Annotated in this window: 16 protein-coding genes; 5 read left to right on the forward strand and 11 right to left on the reverse strand. The window is 68.6% G+C overall.

From position 1 onward, the window contains the following. Nucleotides 1-49 precede the first annotated feature (49 nt). Both OHA40_RS12660 and OHA40_RS12665 read right to left on the reverse strand, forming a co-directional pair. Nucleotides 50-1,666, reverse strand: a complete 1,617-nt coding sequence (locus OHA40_RS12660; protein ID WP_330233237.1) for a hypothetical protein — start codon at nucleotides 1,664-1,666, stop codon at nucleotides 50-52. Nucleotides 1,667-1,742: 76 nt separating this feature from the next. Next, the gene (locus OHA40_RS12665; RefSeq protein WP_330233238.1) at nucleotides 1,743-2,777 is read right to left on the reverse strand and encodes a Ppx/GppA phosphatase family protein; all 1,035 of its coding nucleotides are present in this window, start codon (nucleotides 2,775-2,777) and stop codon (nucleotides 1,743-1,745) included. A 65-nt stretch (nucleotides 2,778-2,842) separates the two neighbouring features. Here OHA40_RS12665 and OHA40_RS12670 point away from each other — a divergent pair, with 65 nt between their 5' ends. After that, nucleotides 2,843-3,715 (forward strand): hypothetical protein, encoded by an 873-nt coding sequence (locus tag OHA40_RS12670; RefSeq protein WP_330233239.1) that lies wholly within the window; start codon nucleotides 2,843-2,845, stop codon nucleotides 3,713-3,715. Between the two features lie 99 nt (nucleotides 3,716-3,814). Next, nucleotides 3,815-4,144, forward strand: coding sequence for a hypothetical protein (locus OHA40_RS12675; protein ID WP_330233240.1), 330 nt, complete (start codon nucleotides 3,815-3,817; stop codon nucleotides 4,142-4,144). A gap of 198 nt (nucleotides 4,145-4,342) precedes the next feature. On the opposite strand, the gene OHA40_RS12680 is transcribed toward OHA40_RS12675, so the two are convergent. The 3 genes from OHA40_RS12680 to OHA40_RS12690 all read right to left on the reverse strand — a co-directional run bounded on the left by OHA40_RS12680 (nucleotide 4,343) and on the right by OHA40_RS12690 (nucleotide 7,005). After that, nucleotides 4,343-5,032 carry a response regulator transcription factor gene (locus OHA40_RS12680; protein WP_067463564.1) on the reverse strand — a complete coding sequence of 230 codons (690 nt, stop codon included), beginning with the start codon at nucleotides 5,030-5,032 and terminating at the stop codon, nucleotides 4,343-4,345. Next, complete coding sequence (locus OHA40_RS12685) at nucleotides 5,029-6,264, reverse strand: sensor histidine kinase (RefSeq protein ID WP_442943987.1); 1,236 nt, start codon at nucleotides 6,262-6,264, stop codon at nucleotides 5,029-5,031. Before OHA40_RS12685 ends, OHA40_RS12680 begins: the two co-directional genes overlap by 4 nt. A gap of 336 nt (nucleotides 6,265-6,600) precedes the next feature. Then, on the reverse strand, nucleotides 6,601-7,005 hold the full coding sequence (locus OHA40_RS12690) for a winged helix-turn-helix transcriptional regulator (protein WP_330233241.1): 405 nt from the start codon (nucleotides 7,003-7,005) through the stop codon (nucleotides 6,601-6,603). A gap of 91 nt (nucleotides 7,006-7,096) precedes the next feature. Here OHA40_RS12690 and OHA40_RS12695 point away from each other — a divergent pair, with 91 nt between their 5' ends. Beyond that, a complete protein-coding gene (locus OHA40_RS12695) occupies nucleotides 7,097-7,756 on the forward strand; it encodes an NADPH-dependent F420 reductase (protein ID WP_330233242.1) in 660 nt (219 codons plus the stop codon). Between the two features lie 42 nt (nucleotides 7,757-7,798). On the opposite strand, the gene OHA40_RS12700 is transcribed toward OHA40_RS12695, so the two are convergent. The 6 genes from OHA40_RS12700 to OHA40_RS12725 form a co-directional block, all read right to left on the reverse strand. Beyond that, complete coding sequence (locus OHA40_RS12700) at nucleotides 7,799-9,853, reverse strand: CocE/NonD family hydrolase (RefSeq protein ID WP_330233243.1); 2,055 nt, start codon at nucleotides 9,851-9,853, stop codon at nucleotides 7,799-7,801. A gap of 345 nt (nucleotides 9,854-10,198) precedes the next feature. Continuing rightward, nucleotides 10,199-10,936, reverse strand: a complete 738-nt coding sequence (locus OHA40_RS12705) for a phosphoglyceromutase (protein WP_330233244.1) — start codon at nucleotides 10,934-10,936, stop codon at nucleotides 10,199-10,201. Between the two features lie 83 nt (nucleotides 10,937-11,019). Next, nucleotides 11,020-11,910 (reverse strand): ROK family protein, encoded by an 891-nt coding sequence (locus OHA40_RS12710; RefSeq protein WP_330233245.1) that lies wholly within the window; start codon nucleotides 11,908-11,910, stop codon nucleotides 11,020-11,022. A gap of 84 nt (nucleotides 11,911-11,994) precedes the next feature. Then, nucleotides 11,995-12,498: a YbjN domain-containing protein gene (locus OHA40_RS12715; RefSeq protein WP_442943989.1), complete on the reverse strand. Its 504-nt coding sequence runs from the start codon at nucleotides 12,496-12,498 to the stop codon at nucleotides 11,995-11,997. Further along, nucleotides 12,495-13,940, reverse strand: coding sequence for a D-inositol-3-phosphate glycosyltransferase (mshA, locus tag OHA40_RS12720; RefSeq protein WP_330233246.1), 1,446 nt, complete (start codon nucleotides 13,938-13,940; stop codon nucleotides 12,495-12,497). Before mshA ends, OHA40_RS12715 begins: the two co-directional genes overlap by 4 nt. Nucleotides 13,941-13,994: 54 nt before the next feature. Next, on the reverse strand, nucleotides 13,995-14,837 hold the full coding sequence (locus OHA40_RS12725; protein ID WP_330233247.1) for an alpha/beta fold hydrolase: 843 nt from the start codon (nucleotides 14,835-14,837) through the stop codon (nucleotides 13,995-13,997). A gap of 70 nt (nucleotides 14,838-14,907) precedes the next feature. Here OHA40_RS12725 and OHA40_RS12730 point away from each other — a divergent pair, with 70 nt between their 5' ends. Together OHA40_RS12730 and mscL are read left to right on the forward strand one after the other, a co-directional pair. Beyond that, on the forward strand, nucleotides 14,908-15,642 hold the full coding sequence (locus OHA40_RS12730; protein ID WP_330233248.1) for an SDR family NAD(P)-dependent oxidoreductase: 735 nt from the start codon (nucleotides 14,908-14,910) through the stop codon (nucleotides 15,640-15,642). Between the two features lie 172 nt (nucleotides 15,643-15,814). After that, complete coding sequence (gene mscL / locus OHA40_RS12735; RefSeq protein ID WP_330234150.1) at nucleotides 15,815-16,273, forward strand: large conductance mechanosensitive channel protein MscL; 459 nt, start codon at nucleotides 15,815-15,817, stop codon at nucleotides 16,271-16,273. Nucleotides 16,274-16,636: the final 363 nt, after the last annotated feature.

The following is a 16,636-nucleotide window of genomic DNA, read 5'->3' on the forward strand; positions in this document are numbered from 1 at the left end:
CACCCTGTTCTCGCCCGCCTGCCCGATTTTGCCCACCGCCGCTCCCTACTCAGTTCGTGCTGAGGAGAAAGGCTAGCGGCCCCAAGGTGACGAAGATCCCCACGACGACGGCGATCACCGTGCTGAGGATGTCGTCGGTCCTGCGCAGAATCCGCACCAGGGCCACCAAGCCGAGAATCACGATCATCGCCAGGGCCAGCGCCACCCAGGGCAGCATCTCCCACATGCGCTCGAAACCCTTGAACAGCAACATTCCCGCGACGGCCGCCCCGGTGCTCTGGCCGCCCAGGATCATCCACTGGCGCCGGTTGGCATCGTCCTCCGCCTTCTTGACCGCCCGCGACCGCCGCGGTGACCTGGCGCGGGCGCGCTCGGCGGCCTCGGTCTCCTCGTCGTCGTCCAGCTCGATCGGCTCGTAGACATCGGTGGCGCCGTCCAGCTCCCCGACGTCGACGGCCGAACGCTCGGCAGGGCGCGCGCCGCGCCTGCCCCGCCGGTCCGCTCCGGCGCGCTCGCTCCGCTCCATGCCGTCGCGCAGCAGGTCACCCGCGACCGTCTGGCCGGAAAGCAGTTGCTGGTCCTGACTGGCCAGTGACCACGCGGCGGTCGGGATGCTGCCGGACTCCGGGCCCGGGTCCTGCGACTTGTGGCGCCGAACGGACCAGGCTGGAAGGCCGTTCTCGCCCGCGGCGTTGCGCCCGGGTGACCTTCGGTGCGCCTCCGGCTGTGGATCGGGAGGAAGCGGCCGTCCCGGCTTCGGTCTCGCGTCGGGCAGCGGCAGCGGCTCCGACTCGGGTGCGAAGCCGCCCGTGGCCGGGGACCATGCCGCGGTGCTCGGGCCGAGTTCCTCGACCGCCTCCGCCGCCTCGGCCGCCCTGCGTCTGGCCGCGCGGCCGCCTTGGACACCGTTGCGCTCGGGGAGCCCGTTCGACCTGCCGCGTTCGGACCGGCCGAAGCCGGACTCATCGAAGTCCGCGTGGCCGGTGCGGCCGAGTTCGGCGCCCCTGTGGTCGGGCAGCACGTCCCGGCCGTACGGGTCGGGCCGGATCTCGTGCCAGGACCGTTCGTCGGTGGCCTCCTCCTCCGGCTCATCCCGTCTGCGCCTGCGCCCGGAGCGTGGCGGCGGCTCGGGCACGGCACCGCTGGATGGCGGGTCCGGCACATACGGGCCCGGCGCGGCCGAAAAGAGTTCGGACACCGGGGTATCCGGCGAGAGTGGGTCGAAAGGCGCACCGTGCCGCGCGGAGGTGGGCATCTCCCGGCCCGGCATCACCCGGCTCGACCACCCAGACCCAGGATCGTCCGCCCGCGGCGGCTCGGGCTGGGCATAGCCGGCCAGCGGGTCGTACATCGAAATCGGGCCCGACATGGGCGAATACGCCGACGGATCGGGCTCGGGTTCCGGTGCGTAGGAAACCGGCTCGGGCGCGGGGGGGTCGAACGAGGGCGGTGCGTACGCAGGCTCCTCCTCCGCGACGGAATCGGGCGCGGCATGCGCCGAATGGCCGCCGCCCTCCCGGATGACCGGCAGGTCGCCGGTCAGTTCGGCAACGGAGATACCGCGACCGCTGCGGCGACGCCTGCCCCCGCCGGACGAGGCGGCACCCTGCTGGCCGTTGCGTGCCAGCAGCTCCGCGACCGACAGCTGCTTGGAGTCGTCACTCATGCCCGCGCCTCGCTGACGCTCGGCACCGGCACGAGCGAGAGCTCGGCTGTGTCCATTGTTCGCTCGCTGCGCTCACTCATGACGACACCGTCCCGATCGGGCCCGACAGCGGCGCGCCACCGCCGGGCGCCGGCTTACCGTCTCCGGCCGCCGGGCCCGCTGAGTAGATTGCTTCGGGTCCACCATTCATATCGGTATCCAGTTTGCGCAGGATGAGCCCTTCGCGCAGCGCCCACGGACAAATCTCCAACGTATCCAGCGATAGTGCCCGCATACTCGCCTCCGCGACCAGTGCGCCAGCCACCAATTGCTGTGACCGATCGGAACTTACGCCTTCCAATTCTGCACGGTCCGACGCCGTCATCCGCGAGATGAACGCAATCAGTTGGCGCAGACCTGAGCTGGTCAGTGTACGGCGCACCCGTGGGCCGGCGGTGGAAGGAGCCGCGCCGGTCAGTCTTGCCAGGGATCTGAACGTCTTCGATGTGCCGACGGCGAGGTCGGGCTTGCCCGGCTCGATCAGCTTCTTCGCCGGGACCACCAGCTCGGCGTCGAGCCAGTCGCGCAGCACGGCGACCCTGCGCTTGCCCGGTGGATCCTCGCGCAGCCATTCCCTCGTCAACCGGCCCGCACCCAGTTGCAGCGATAACGCGACGTCGGGTTCCTCGTCGCCGCCGTTGGTCATCTCCAGCGATCCGCCACCGATGTCCAGATTGAGGATGCGCCCCGCGCTCCAGCCGTACCACCTGCGCACCGCGAGAAAGGTCAGCCGCGCCTCGTCGACGCCGGAGAGCACCTGCAGGTCGACACCGGTCGACGCGCGCACCTCGGCGAGGACCTCGTCGGAGTTGGTCGCCTCGCGCAGCGCCGAGGTGGCGAACGGCATCAGCTCGACGCACCGGGACGTCTCGGCGATGCTGGCGAATTCGGCGACGGTGTCGATCAGCCGCTGCGCGCCCGCCTGGGTGATGCGGCCGGCCTCGTCGATGTTCTCCGACAGCCGCAGAGTTGCTTTCGTCGAGCTCATGGGCAGGGGATGACCGCCACGATGCGCGTCCACCACGAGCAGGTGAACGGTATTGCTTCCGACGTCGAGTACCCCAAGCCGCACATGAACACGGTACTGGGTGCGGGGGCACTTCAGCCCAGGCGATCGAACTGTTAGCGTCCTCAATTGTGACGGTAGGCGCATCCACGAGCGGCCCGACCCGGTCCCGACCAGCGGGGAAGATCGACCCGGCTTCCGAAGTCGATCTCGACTTCCCCCGGGAATGGGTCGAGTTCGTCGATCCGGCAAACGACGAGCATCTGATCGTCGCCGATATGACGTGGCTGCTGTCGAGGTGGACGTGCGTCTTCGGCACACCAGCCTGTCAGGGCATTCTGGCCGACCGGCCCGACGACGGTTGCTGCTCACACGGCGCCTTCCTCTCCGACGACGACGATCGCAAACGGCTGCAACGCGCTGTGAAAATGCTCACACCGCGGGATTGGCAGCTGCGGGACGAAGCCACCGACGAGGAAGGCAAGGTCACCAAGAAGGGCTACCTGGAACTCGACGAGCTGGACGACGAGCCCGCGCTGCGCACCCGCCGGTTCGACGGCGCCTGCATCTTCCTCAACCGTCCCGGCTTCGAGGGCGGCGTCGGCTGCGCACTGCACACCATGGCGCTGCGCCGCGGCATCGAACCGCTGGAAGTGAAGCCCGACGTGTGCTGGCAGCTACCCATCCGCCGCACCCAGGAGTGGGTGGACCGCCCCGACGGCGTACAGATTCTGCGCACCGTGATCACCGAATACGACCGCCGCGGCTGGGGTCCGGGCGGAGCCGACCTGGACTGGTACTGCTCCGGCTCCCCCGACGCCCATGTCGGCAGCAGGCCGGTCTGGCAGACCTACGCGCCGGAGCTGACCGAGCTGATCGGCGCTCCCGCCTATGAGGAGCTGGCCAGACATTGCAAGCGCCGGGAAGGCCTCGGCCTGATCGCCGTGCACCCAGCCACTGTGCACGCCGAGCGGATGCGTGATTCCGATCGTCCGTCCGCCTGATCGTTTGCCAACCGAGCGCCCGCTCGGTGCGCCCGTGCACGCGCCGGGTTCACCCTCTCGCCATGCGAGCTTCACTCGAATGGGGTTTGATGTGCCGCTATGTCGAAGAAAGTTCTCACCATGGCGACCATCGCGGTGGGCGCCGCCCTCTCGCTGACCGGAGTAGCCCACGCGGAGCCGAACGGCGACCCGCACAAGTTCTACGACTTCACCTCGGAGTTCGTCGCCGCCACCGATCCGGCCGCGGTCAACGCCAAGGCCGCGGGCAAACTCGTCATCGCGAGCCCGTACGGCACCTCGCACACGATCGCCTGCCGCGGCACCACCACCGCGGACCTCTACGACTGCATGCAGGAAGACGATCTGGGCTGGATCACCCTGCAGAAGACCGAGACCCCCCTCGGCACCACATGGATCTACTTGCCGTAACCGCCTCTCCGGGTCTTCAGGCCGTACTAGTCGGGTAGCGCGGGATCTGCGTTCAGGTCCTGCGTTTGGTGCCGCTCGGGTTCTGGGCGTGCCCGGGGAGTTACCCATGTGCTCACGAAATCAGCTGCGCTGTTCGGTGAGCACATGGGTGTCGCGGCTGGGGTGCATGGGAGGACCGCGAAGGGGCTCGGCTTCGTTCTAGGCTTCCAGTTTGTAGCCGAGGCCGCGGACGGTGACCAGGTGCTCCGGCTTGGCCGGGTCGGCCTCGATCTTCGAGCGCAGTCGCTTGACGTGCACGTCCAGGGTCTTGGTGTCGCCGACATAGTCCGCGCCCCAGACGCGGTCGATCAGCTGACCGCGGGTGAGTACACGCCCGGAGTTGCGCAGCAGGTATTCGAGCAGGTCGAATTCCTTGAGCGGCAACGTGACCGGCTTGCCGTTCACCATGACCGTGTGCCGGTCGACGTCCATCCGGACCGGACCGGCCTCGAGCACGCCGCTCTCACTGGAACCGTCCAGGTCCTCGCCCGCGCCGCGCCGCAACACCGCGCGGATGCGCGCGATGAGCTCACGCGCCGAATACGGCTTGGTGACATAGTCGTCGGCGCCGAGTTCCAGGCCGACCACCTTGTCGATTTCACTGTCGCGCGCGGTGACCATGATCACCGGTACGCCGCTGCGGGTGCGCAGCTGCTTACACACGTCGGTGCCGCTCATGCCGGGCAGCATGAGATCGAGCAGAACGATGTCCGCCCCGGACCGGTCGAACTCGGCGAGCGCGGATGGCCCGTCACCGACCACGGTGACCTCGAAACCCTCCTTGCGCAGCAGGAACGCGAGCGGATCGGCCAGCGACTCCTCATCCTCGACGATCAGAACACTCGTCATCTGCGTGCCTCCACACCATTCGGTCGGCCCGCCCCCGAGGGGCGCGGGCTTGTTTCTATCGTGCTCACCACGGCGCCGTCGTGGTCGTCGTCGGCGCCTGCTTCGTGGTGGGCGGGTATGCGCAAGGTGAACGTCGATCCAGTGCCCAACTTGCTCCACAGGGTGATTTCCCCGTTGTGGTTGGCGGCCACGTGTTTGACGATAGCCAGACCGAGCCCGGTGCCGCCCGTGGCGCGGGAACGCGCCTTGTCGGACCGGAAGAATCGTTCGAAAACCCGCTCTTGGTCTTCCTTGGCGATGCCGATGCCGCGGTCGGTGACCGCCATCGCCACGTGATCGCCGCGCAGCGAGCGGCTCACCGACACGTGCGAACCGGGCGGTGAATAGGCGATGGCGTTCTCCACCAGGTTGGACAGAGCGGTGACCAGCAGAGTTTCATCGCCGAGCACCTCGAGACCGCTGGGCCGGTCGGTGCTGACCGTGATACCGGCGGCCTCGGCCGCGGTGCGCGAGCGGTCCACCGCCTGCATCACCACGGTGTCCACGTCCACCACCTCGAGCTCGGGCAGCTTCTCCGCGCCTTGAAGGCGCGAGAGCGCGATGAGTTCGGTCACCATCTTGCCGAGCCGACGCGATTCGCCGAGCACGCGCTGGCCGAAGTGACGTACCGCCTCCGGGTCCTCCGCCGATTCCAGCATGGCCTCGGCCAGCAGGCTCATCGCGCCGACCGGGGTCTTGAGCTCATGGCTGACGTTGGCGACGAAGTCGCGCCGGGTGGCCTCCATGCGCGCCTGCTCGGAATCGTCGTCGGCGAACAGCACGGTGAACGTGGTCTCTTCGCGCGATAGTTGCCTGGCCACGCCACGCACGGCGATGCGGCCGCGGCCGGGGACCGGGTTCTTGGCGGTGAGATCGAACTCGGCGGACTCACCGGTGGCCAGCACTTTCTCCACCGCGGCCCAGGCGCGCTCGTCGAGCAGGCGGTTGCGGACCAGGCCGAGTTCCTCCGCACGCGGGTTGACCAGCACGACGTCGCGGTATTCGTCGACCACCGCGATGCCGCTTTCGGAGGCGAGCACGATCAGGTCGAGGACCTGCGACATGGTGAGACCCGACTCGGCCTGCCTGCGGGCGGCCTGCCTGGCATTCACATACGGGATAAGTAGCCCGCCGACTGCCAGGCCGACGACAGCCGCGACGACTGCCAACAGCACGGCCTGGGGAACACTCACACTTGAATCGTACGGTCGCCGACCGGTTGGCCAACTCCGGGTACACGAAGTTTCGCGCAGGTCATGGCCCCTTACGAACTCGTTCGCCGCATGTTTACGCATCGTTCGCTCGCCCGCGTCTCTCCCCCCTCTGTCGGCGCCCTTAGGCCGTACCAGTCGGGTGGCAAGGGATTTGCGCTCAGGTCCTGCGATCGGCGCTCCCCCGCCTTTCCGGGCCTTCAGGCCGTACCAGACGGGTGCCGCAGGCTTTGTGTTCAGATCCTGCGCTGGATGCCGCTCGGGTTTTGGGTGTTCCCGGGGGAGTTACCCATGTACGTACGAAATCAGTCGTCGCGGTCAGTCGTCGTCGCTGGCGTCGGTCAGTGCCTCGTTCACCGCTCTGCCGTGTTTGTCGACCCAGTCGCCGAGGGCGTAGATCGGGATCAGCAGGTCTTTGCCCGCCGGGGTCAGCTCGTATTCCACCCGCGGCGGGGCCTCGGCGTAGCGGTGGCGGCGCACCAGGGTCATCTGTTCCATGCGGCGCAGGGTCTGCGTCAGCATCTTCTGGCTGATCCCGCCGATGGCCGCGCGCAGGTCGCCGGGACGCATCGGACCCTCGCGCAGCATGTACACGATCACCGGCAACCAGGAGTTGCCGAAGATGTCGACGCCCATCCGGGCGGGGCAGTCGGATTCGAAGTCGCCATAGGTCGCGAATTCCACCCGCGCGGCGGTGATCGGTTCGGTCGGGGCTGCGCTCACCGATCCAGCTTGCCACCGACGTTGCGCACCCTGAAGTGCCTATCGGAATTCGTAGCGTCGGTGCCGAACGATTTTCGAGTGAGGAGTTCAGATGCGAATCGGAATCATCGGTGCGGGTGCGATGGCCCTGGCACTTGGCGGCGGTTGGACGAAGGCCGGGCACGAGGTGCTCGTCGGCGCCCGGTCCGCCGACGCCGCGGCGGAGCTCGCCGCCGCGCTCGGCGCACAGGCCGCAACCATCACCGAGGCTGCGGGTTTCGGCGATGTCGTGGTGCTGGCGCTACCGGTCTCGGCTTTGACGGAGGTGCTGCACGCCACCCGGGAACTGCTGGTCGGCCGGGCCGTAATCGACTGCACCAACGCCTTCGCTCCGGACGCGGCGGCTCCGGAGGGATCGACCGCCTTCGTGCTCGCCGAAGACGCTGTCGCCGAACGGATCGCGGCGCAGGCCCCAGGAGCGCATGTGGTGAAGGCCTTCAACCTGTGTGCCGCGGAAGTGTGGCAGTCGCAGGAGCGGACGTTCGACGGACGCCGCCTGGGCGTACCGATCTGCGGCGACGACGAGAACGCGGTGGGACTGGTCACCACCCTTGCAGAAGACCTCGGTTTGCACGCTATCCCGGCCGGCGGGCTGCACCGCGCCAGGTATCTGGAGGCGATGTCGGTGTTCACCGTTGGCCTCTGGTTCGCCGGACACGATGCGCGCGCGATGTTCCCGCCGCTGGAGGCCGCGTTCGCCGTAGCCGACTGACAGCTGTGCCACAGCCTGATCGTCGGGCGGGCGCGCCCGCAGCTACCAGCCCGGATTTCCGCGGACCGGGATGTTGACGAAGCTCGGCCGCTCGGAATCCAGTTGCACATGCTGTGGCCGCAGGCCGGTGTCGATGAGCATCGGCAGGATGGGCAGGCCCTTGGGGAAGTTGCCCGCGTACACGTCGACCCGCAGGCGGTGGCCCGGCTGCAGGATCGCCTCGGTGGCGGGCAGCGCGATGTCCAGCGTGGTCGCCTCGCCGGGGACCGTCGGCTGCCGCTGGTCCAGCGAGGTGAACGGGCGCGGGTCGGTGTAGTCGCCGTTGGCCGACTTGGTGCTGTTCGCGTCGTCGATCGCGCGCAGCGAGGCCATGAGCTGCCCCGACGACAACACGGTGGACTGGCCGTCCGGCGCGACGTCGTTCACGGTGACTACCCAGTAGCCGTCGGCGGCGTCCTGAACGGTGTTGAGCCGCACCGCGATCCGGCCGGAAACCGAGGTCGGCTCGGCGACCGGGGCGCTGGTGAAGGTCAGCCCGTTCAGCTCCTGGATCCTGGAGTCCTTCGCGCAGCCGTCGATGACCGACAACGCGCCCGCGCTGCCTTGCGCAGCGTCGTTGGAGCACATGCTGGTCAAACCCGGTGCGACGGTCAGGCGGGCGGTCTCGCCGGTGGCCGCCGAGGTGAGCGAGCCGTCGTAGAGGCTGTTCGCCGTGCCGCTGGGCGCGGCGGACAAGTACATTCTGCGGTGCACCGCTTGTGCCTGCCCCGCCTCGTCGCGCGGCACCGCGAACGAGTCGGTGGTGACCCAGCCGCCGCCCTGCTGGCGCAACGTGACCGGACCGTACTGCTCGATGCCGTTGTCGATGTCTTTGAGCCACTTGTCGAACCAGGCCCGCTGCAATACATCCAGCCGCGGCGGCAACCCCGGTTTGCCGTACTCGTTGCCCGAGTTGATGTGGTAGGTATTGCCGACCAGCAGCTGTTTCTGGCCGGGCGGCAGCGGGATCTCGTTGTAGATCTTGGATTGTGAGTAGGTGAACAGGTCGTGCCAGCCGCCGGTGACGAAGGTCGGTGTCTGGATCCGGCTCGGATCGCCCAGCCAGTCCCGGCGCGGCTGGGAGTCGGCGGTCAGCAGTTCCGTGGCGCGCGGGTCGAGATCCTCCATCCGCGCGGTGGTGTAGACGTTGAGCAGAACGTCCATGAACGTCAAGGGGTCTCGGGCGCGGTCGGCCAACCAGGTGGTGTCGAGCTGCCCGGTGAGCACCGATGCGAGGTCGGGAACCAGCTTGAGTCCGTTGATCGCGGTGAGCCACAGCGGGATGAAGTTGAAGCCGAAGCCGCCGCCGGGCGCGAGCACGTCGTTGACCAGGTCACTGCCCGGCACGACCGGGAAGATCGCCTGCAGGGCGGGTGGGCGCTGCTCGGCGGCCTGCACCTGGTTGATCGCGGAGTAGGAGATGCCGTTCATGCCGATGCGTCCGTTGGACCACGGCTGCCGCGCCGCCCAGTCGATCACCTCCACGGTGTCCTGCTGCTCGCGCCCGCGCAGCATGTCCCAGACACCCTGGGAGAAGCCGGTTCCGCGCACGTCGACGACCAGCTGGGAGTAGCCGCTCTTGATCAGCTGGCGGTCGACGGTGAAGTTGCGCAGCTCGCCACCGCCGAACGCCTTGGTCAGGTCGGTGACCCCGGACAGCGGGGTTCCGCTCATATCGATCTGCCGGAACAACTGGATCAACGCGTCGGACAGGCCGGGAATGGACTGCGCGTGATCGGCCAGGTTCGATACCAGCTTGGTGTAGGGCGTCAGGTTGACCACGGTCGGCGTCGGGGTGTCGATCGGCCGGCCGGAGGCGTCCGCGGGCCGGTAGACATTGGCCTTCAGGACGGTGCCGTCACTCATCGTGATGGGGACGTCCCACTGGATGTGGATATTCGGGTACTGCTGTGGGGCGTCCTGGGTCGCCGCCCAGGCGGCTCCGGCCACTCCGCCGTCCGGACCGGTCGGCGGAACGGCGGCGGCGCCACTGGTGAGGAAGGGGGCGAGCACGGCGACGGCAAGTGCCGCCACTGTGGCCCGCAGCGCGTGCTTCATTGGACGTGATCCACCTCTCGGCTGGTCGAACGGACGAGAGTGTACCGATCTACTTGCCAGTAAGAACAGCGGGTAACATCAACTTTGTTCAGAATAACAATTCACATAACTCGCCCTGATGCCGAAGACCGCGCCTTTTGTGCTGGCCACACCGATCGCGGCCCACACTGGTCGCCGGAATCCTGCCTCACCGCAGGAACCGTAGACTCCGCCACCTGCCGACCGGCGTTCACGCATGCGGCGTGTCGCACGACACAGCTGTGTGGAGCCGTCGCCGAAGGAGCAGAAAACACAACGCACTGCTACCCGATGGGGCGGCAGCGCGTTGGGATCGCGTTTCTGGGGTTACCTACCACCCTGACCCGCGACGGCGGCGGCGCCCGCGGCGGCCGCTTCCGGATCCAGGTACTCGTGCGGACGCACCGGGCGCAGGTTCTCGTCGAGTTCGTAGCGCAGGGGGATACCCGTGGGGATGTTCAGGCCCGCGATGTCCTCGTCGGAGATCCGGTCGAGGTGCTTGACCAGCGCGCGCAGCGAGTTGCCGTGCGCGGCGACCAGCACGGTCTTGCCGGACAGCAGGTCCTCGGAGATGGTCGACTCCCAGTACGGGACCATCCGGTTCACCACGTCGAGCAGGCACTCGGTCTTCGGGACATCGATGCCCGCGTAACGCGGGTCGCCCTCCTGGCTGTACTCGTTGGCCGGGTCGATCGGCGGCGGCGGAGTGTCGTAGCTGCGACGCCACAGCATGAACTGCTCGTCGCCGTACTTCTCCCGGACCTGCGCCTTGTTCTTGCCCTGCAGATCGCCGTAGTGACGTTCGTTGAGCCGCCAGTCGCGGACCACCGGGACCCAGTGCCGGTCGGCGGCGTCCAGCGCGATGTTCGCGGTGGAGATAGCGCGGCGGAGCAGCGAGGTGTACACGATGTCGGGCAGGACGCCGTGCTCGGCCATCAGCTCCCCGGCCCGCTTGCCCTCGGCGATGCCCTTGTCGGTCAGGTGCACGTCCACCCAGCCGGTGAACAGGTTCAGGGCGTTCCATTCGCTTTCGCCGTGGCGCAGCAGCACGAGGGTGTACGTCATGCCGTCATCCTCCCATGCGCGCTCGCCCGGGTCGCATCGGTTACCGCCAGCGGTCCGACCGGCCGGGCGGGAGGAGTACGAAATCAGACCGTTTGGTCGGTAGCGAGCACGCCCGCGCCCACCAGCGTGGCACCGTGGGTAATCCGGGACAGCTCCACGCGCAGTTCCCGCAGGAAGTTCAGCCGGGCGTGCGCGTCAACGGCGGCGTGCAGCGGATCCCACAGCGGCGCACCGGATTGCGCGAAGCCGCCGCCGATCACCACCCGATCGATGTCGAGCAGGGCGGAGGCGGAGGCGATGGCCGTGCCGAGCGCGGTGCCCGCCCGATGCAGCGCGGAGATGGCGATCCGATCGCCCGCGTGCGCGTCCTCGGCCAATTGCGCGCCGGTGGCGCCCGGCCAGCCCTGCTCGCGCGCCCAACGCACCGACGACATGCCGCTGGCGATCGCCTCGACGCACCCGGCCCCGCCACAGCCGCAGGGCGTGTCCCAGCCCGGCACGACGATGTGCCCGACATGCCCGGCGTTGCCGGTGCGCCCGAGCAGCACCGTGCCGCCCGCGATCAGCCCGCCGCCGATCCCCGAGGACACGGTCATCGCCAGGGCATCGGGCACCCCGCGCAGCGCGCCGACGCGGTGTTCGGCCAGCGCGAGACAGGCGCCGTCGATGGCGAACCGAATCGCGGCCGAGGGGAACAGCTCCTGCACGGCGGCGACGATCCGAAATCCCGTTTCCCACTCGGGGATGTTCAACGGGCCGGTGACACCGGTTCGCACATCTACCGGCCCGGCCGAACCGATTCCCACGGCGACGACCGGCTCCGCTCCCGCCACCTCGCGCAGCAATGTGCGACAAGCGGCCCAAACGCCCGCCCGCGGCACGTCGACCCGCCGCACATCGCGCACCTCATAGCCGGGATGTACTACCCCGGCCGCGAACTTCGTCGCGCCGATATCCAATGCGATAACCGCCAACGCCGTGCCCCTTCGCCGATCCGTGCCACCTGAGATTGTCACCCAGGGCACGGACCGACACGCTCGATCCGGCGACCGAGGTGCTCAGGGCTGGTCGGCGGAGTCGACCAGATGCTCGAAGGCACGCAGATTCTGCAACGACTCGCCCCGCGAAACGCGCCATTTCCATTCCCGCCGAATGGATTCGGCGAAACCGAGTTCGAGCAGCACATTGAAATCGGCGTCGACGGCCTCGAGGATCTGGCCGAACACCCGATCCAGCTCGTCGGGGGTGACGGCGTGCGCGGCCATTCGGCCGACCAGGTAGATGTCGCCGATCCGGTCCAGCGTGTAGGCGACGGCGTAGAGCCTGCGGTTGCGGCGCAGCAGGAATTTGTAGACGCCCTCGAAGTTCTCGTCCGGTTTGCGGCAGACGAACGCTTCGACGCGGATTCCGTGCTTGCCGACGGTGAGCATCACCGTGGTCGCGAGCTTGCGCTCACCGGGCAGAACGACGACGAAGGTCGCTTCCCCGGGCCGGGTGTACTCGATCTCCCTTTCGCGCAGCGTCTCGTCGATGAGCCGCGCGGTTGCCTGCACCTCGTTCACCGGCGTACTCCCGTCCGGCGCCGCCACAGCGCCCGCGACCTGGCCTGGCTGCTCTCGCCGAGCAGGGCGGCTGTCCCCTCACCGGCCAGGCTGGTGCGCTCGCCGGAGACGCGGTCGTAGGCGTCCTCACGCAACACGCTGTGCTCGAGGCCACGGCCGCCGAGCACCGGGCGGTCGCCCCGGAATCCGGCCAATGCCGCGGAGTAGCTGGCGAGCAAACCGTCGGCGGTGTGCGCCCAGGAGAAGTTCGCGGCATGCGCGACGGCGCCCTCGCTCATCCAGTGCAGGCGGGCAGGGTCGTCGAGCAAGTGGCGCAGCGCGTTCGCCCAGTCCTCGGTGCGGTGTCCAGGGACGAGCAGGCCGGAGGCGTCGTGCCGCACGGCCGTGCCGAGACCGCCGACGTCGGCGGCAAGCACCGGGGTGCCACTGGCCTGCGCCTCGATCGCGACCAAGCCGAAGGATTCGTTGTAGCTCGGCACCGCGACCAAATCGGCGGCGCGGTAGACCAGCACCAGCCGCTCCGGCGGCTGCGGCGGCAGGAAGCTGACCCGTTCGGCGATGCCCAGCTCGGCGGCCAGTTCGATCAGCGCGTCGGGCCGCTCCAAGCCGCTACCGGACGGGCCTCCGACGATGAGTACGCGCAGCGCGCGCTCCGGATCGGCGCGCAGCACCTCGGCGGCGGCGCGCACCAGCACGTCGGGCGCCTTCAGCGGCTGGATGCGGCCGACGAACGCGACGATCTGCTCGTCGGCGGCCAGCCCGAGCGCCGCGCGCGCGGCGGTCTTGTCCCCGGGGCGATAGCAGGTCAGGTCGGCGCCGGGCGGCACGACGTCGATGCGCTCGGCGTCGGCGCCGTAGAGCTCGACCAGCTGACGGGCCTCCTCGGCGGTGTTGGCGACCAGGCGATCGGACTCCGCGATCACCTGCTTCTCGCCGATCTCGCGGGTCGCCGGTTCGGGACAGTCACCTTCGGCCAGCGCGGCGTTCTTCACCGCCGCGAGCGTGTGCGCGGTGTGCACCAACGGCACCCGCCAGCGGTCCCTGGTCAGCCAGCCCACCTGACCGGACAGCCAGTAATGCGAATGCACCAGGTCGTAGTAGCCGGGCAGGTGCCTGGCCTCCTGGCGCAGCACCTCCGCCGTGAACGGGCACAGCTGCGTGGGCAGATCGTGCTTGTCGAGCCCTTCGAACGGTCCGGCCACCACATTGCGCACGAGCACGCCGGGCGCGGCCTCTTGGACGGGTGGGACGTTCGAGGTGGTGGCCCGGGTGAAGATCTCTACCTCGGTCCCGCGTCGAGCCAGCTCAACCGCCGTTTGCAAGACATAGACGTTCATACCGCCCGCGTCGCCGGTGCCTGGCTGGGCGAGTGGTGAGGTGTGCACCGATAGCACGGCGATACGGTTCGGCCGTAGGTCCAGGCGCTGACTCACACTCTCCATAGTGCACGGAGCCTTGCCGGTCTCAGACGCCCTGACCGCACTGAGTGAGAGCTATCACACAGCAGATGCGAAGGATCGCAGGTCCGCCGCGAACGCGTTCACCTCGGCGACGAACCGGGGGCGATCCTCGATGAACAGGCCGTGCTGGGCGCCGTCCCAGAACGAGGCGCGCGCGGTCGGGACGGTATCGACGATGTAGCGGCCGTTCTCGATCGGAACGATCCGGTCGGCGGTGCCGTGCAGAACGAGCACCGGAACGTCCAGCATGCGCAGCGTCTCGGTGTTGTCGACGGTCCGGTAGAACAGCGCTTTGCGCACCGCGGGTGCGGTAGCGAGGCCGGCTCCGAACAAGCGCTGGGCATCCGGTCCTTTGTCCGCTCCAGGTCCGGTGTTTGCATTGCCGAAGGCACCGAAGGCACGTATCGCACGCCCCGCGCTCTCCTCGAAGACGCCCGGAATCGCCTCCTGCATGAGGCTTCCGGTCGCCGCGCCCGGCACACCTGGGCCGATGTTCGCCATGGAGCCGGTATAGATGACACCTGCGACGGCATCCGTGCCATAGGCGGCCAGGTAGTCCGACAGCACGATCCCGCCGTATGACCAGCCGAGCAACACTGCGCCCGACCTGATGCTCTCGGCCGCCAGCACCGCCGCGATGTCGGCGGCCCAGTTCTTCGGATTGTCGTAGCCCGTGGCGGGCGCGTCGGAGTAGCCATGGCCGCGCAGGTCGACGGCGATCACCCGGAAGCGCGCGGCGAGGTCGTCGGCGGCCGCGCCCCAGCAGCGCAGATCCGCCGACCAACCGTGCAGCAGCACCAGCGGGCGGGCGCCGGGCGGGCCACTCACCCGGTAGACGATGGTCGTTCCGTCCGCGCTCACCACGTCCCGAATAGGCATGAGACTCAGGCTAACCGTGATCCCGGCGACAGCTCGGCGCTGGCAAACACCGCGCACCTAGGATCAGGGCATGAGTACTCGCACTGCCGTCGTCACCGGAGCCAGCTCGGGAATCGGAGAGGCTACCGCCCGGGAGCTGGCGAAGCAGGGCTACCACGTCTACGTCGGCGCCCGCAGGCTCGACCGCCTGCGCCGCCTCGCCGACGATATCGGCGGTACCGCACTGGAACTCGACGTCACCTCCGAGGAGTCGGTGCGCTCGTTCACCGACGCGGTCGAGCGTGTCGATGTGCTGGTCAACAACGCCGGTGGCGCCAAGGGCCTGACGCGGGTCGCCGAGGCCGACCTGGACGACTGGCGCTGGATGTGGGAGACCAACGTGCTCGGCACCCTGCGCGTGACGAAGGCGCTGCTGCCCAAGCTGATCGCCTCCGGTGACGGATTGATCGTCACCGTCACGTCGGTAGCCGCGTTCACCGCCTACGACAACGGCTCCGGCTACACCTCGGCCAAGCACGCGCAGGCCGTGCTGCACCGCACCCTGCGTGGCGAGCTGCTCGGACAGCCGGTGCGGCTGACCGAGATCGCCCCAGGCGCAGTGGAAACCGAGTTCTCGCTGGTGCGCTTCAGCGGCGACGCCGAGCGCGCCGCGAAAGTGTACGAGGGCATCGACCCGCTGGTCGCCCAGGACATCGCGGAGATCATCGGCTTCGTGGCGTCGCGGCCACCGCACGTGAACCTGGACCAGATCATCGTCAAGCCGCGCGACCAGGCCGACGCGGGCCGATTCGCCCGTCACGGCTAGGCGTACCTCCACCTTCGCTCCGGCCGTGCGCGGGCTGAGGACGGGCTACGTCCGGCAGCGCCCAATATGCCGCCGTCCGGTTCGGCCCTCGATTGCCGAGCCTTCGCTGATCGACCGGAGCCGCTAGCATCCGAGGACCGAAGCAGGACATCGGATGGGAGTGGTTCGGCTCATGCTCAAAGGCTTCAGAGAGTTCCTGATGCGCGGGAACGTCATCGACCTCGCGGTCGCCGTCGTCATGGGCACCGCGTTCACCGCCGTGGTGACCTCGGTGACGAAAGGGATCCTCAACCCGCTGCTCGCCGTCTTCGGCAGCACCAACGAGCTGGGCCTCGGCGTTCAGCTGATTCCCTCCAAACCCGCCACCTTCATAGCCGTCGGCCCGATCATCACGGCGGCCATCGATTTCGTCATGGTCGCGGCCGTGCTGTATTTCGTGCTGATCCTGCCGATGAAGACGATCAAGAACCGCTACGGCACCACCAAGGCGGCCGAGCCCACCGAGATCGAGCTGCTGATCGAGATCCGCGACCTGCTCGCCGAGCGGCACGAGGCGGTCCGCGCCGAACGCGCCGCCGACCGCCGCATCGAACAAGAGCAGCAGGTCGGCGGTACCAGAGACCTCGGCTGACCGGGTCGTGTGCTGCGGCTACGACCCTGTCTTACGAGCGCGCTCCTGGTCCACATCAGCACGGCCGATCAATGCCCAACGCACCCACATCGGCCCAGCCCCCGGTTTCGAGCGAAGCGAGACCGAGCATTGCCCCGTTCGCGGCCCGGCTCGCGTCCGAGCGGCCGCCGCGTCCGCGACGAAGTGACCAGCGGCAGACACCCAGTCGCTAGCGATGAAATGCGGCACACCCTTGACGCCGCAGTCGCCGACCCACGCAACTACTCGGCCCAACCCCCGATTTCGAGCGCAGCGAGATCAAGCATTGCCCCGTTCGCGGCCCGGCTCGCGTCCGAGCGGCCGCCGCGTCCGCGACGCAGTCGC

The sequence above is a fragment of the Nocardia sp. NBC_00508 genome (genome assembly GCF_036346875.1).
Lineage (GTDB): Bacteria > Actinomycetota > Actinomycetes > Mycobacteriales > Mycobacteriaceae > Nocardia.

Coding starts and splice junctions, on each gene's coding strand:
- OHA40_RS12725 (WP_330233247.1), bottom strand. CDS start 14,837: ATGCCTATTCGGGACGTGGTGAGCGCGGACGGAACGACCATCGTCTAC.
- OHA40_RS12730 (WP_330233248.1), top strand. CDS start 14,908: ATGAGTACTCGCACTGCCGTCGTCACCGGAGCCAGCTCGGGAATCGGA.
- OHA40_RS12705 (WP_330233244.1), bottom strand. CDS start 10,936: ATGACGTACACCCTCGTGCTGCTGCGCCACGGCGAAAGCGAATGGAAC.
- OHA40_RS12700 (WP_330233243.1), bottom strand. CDS start 9,853: ATGAAGCACGCGCTGCGGGCCACAGTGGCGGCACTTGCCGTCGCCGTG.
- mscL (WP_330234150.1), top strand. CDS start 15,815: ATGCTCAAAGGCTTCAGAGAGTTCCTGATGCGCGGGAACGTCATCGAC.
- OHA40_RS12680 (WP_067463564.1), bottom strand. CDS start 5,032: ATGACGAGTGTTCTGATCGTCGAGGATGAGGAGTCGCTGGCCGATCCG.
- OHA40_RS12695 (WP_330233242.1), top strand. CDS start 7,097: ATGCGAATCGGAATCATCGGTGCGGGTGCGATGGCCCTGGCACTTGGC.
- OHA40_RS12675 (WP_330233240.1), top strand. CDS start 3,815: ATGTCGAAGAAAGTTCTCACCATGGCGACCATCGCGGTGGGCGCCGCC.
- OHA40_RS12660 (WP_330233237.1), bottom strand. CDS start 1,666: ATGAGTGACGACTCCAAGCAGCTGTCGGTCGCGGAGCTGCTGGCACGC.
- mshA (WP_330233246.1), bottom strand. CDS start 13,940: ATGGAGAGTGTGAGTCAGCGCCTGGACCTACGGCCGAACCGTATCGCC.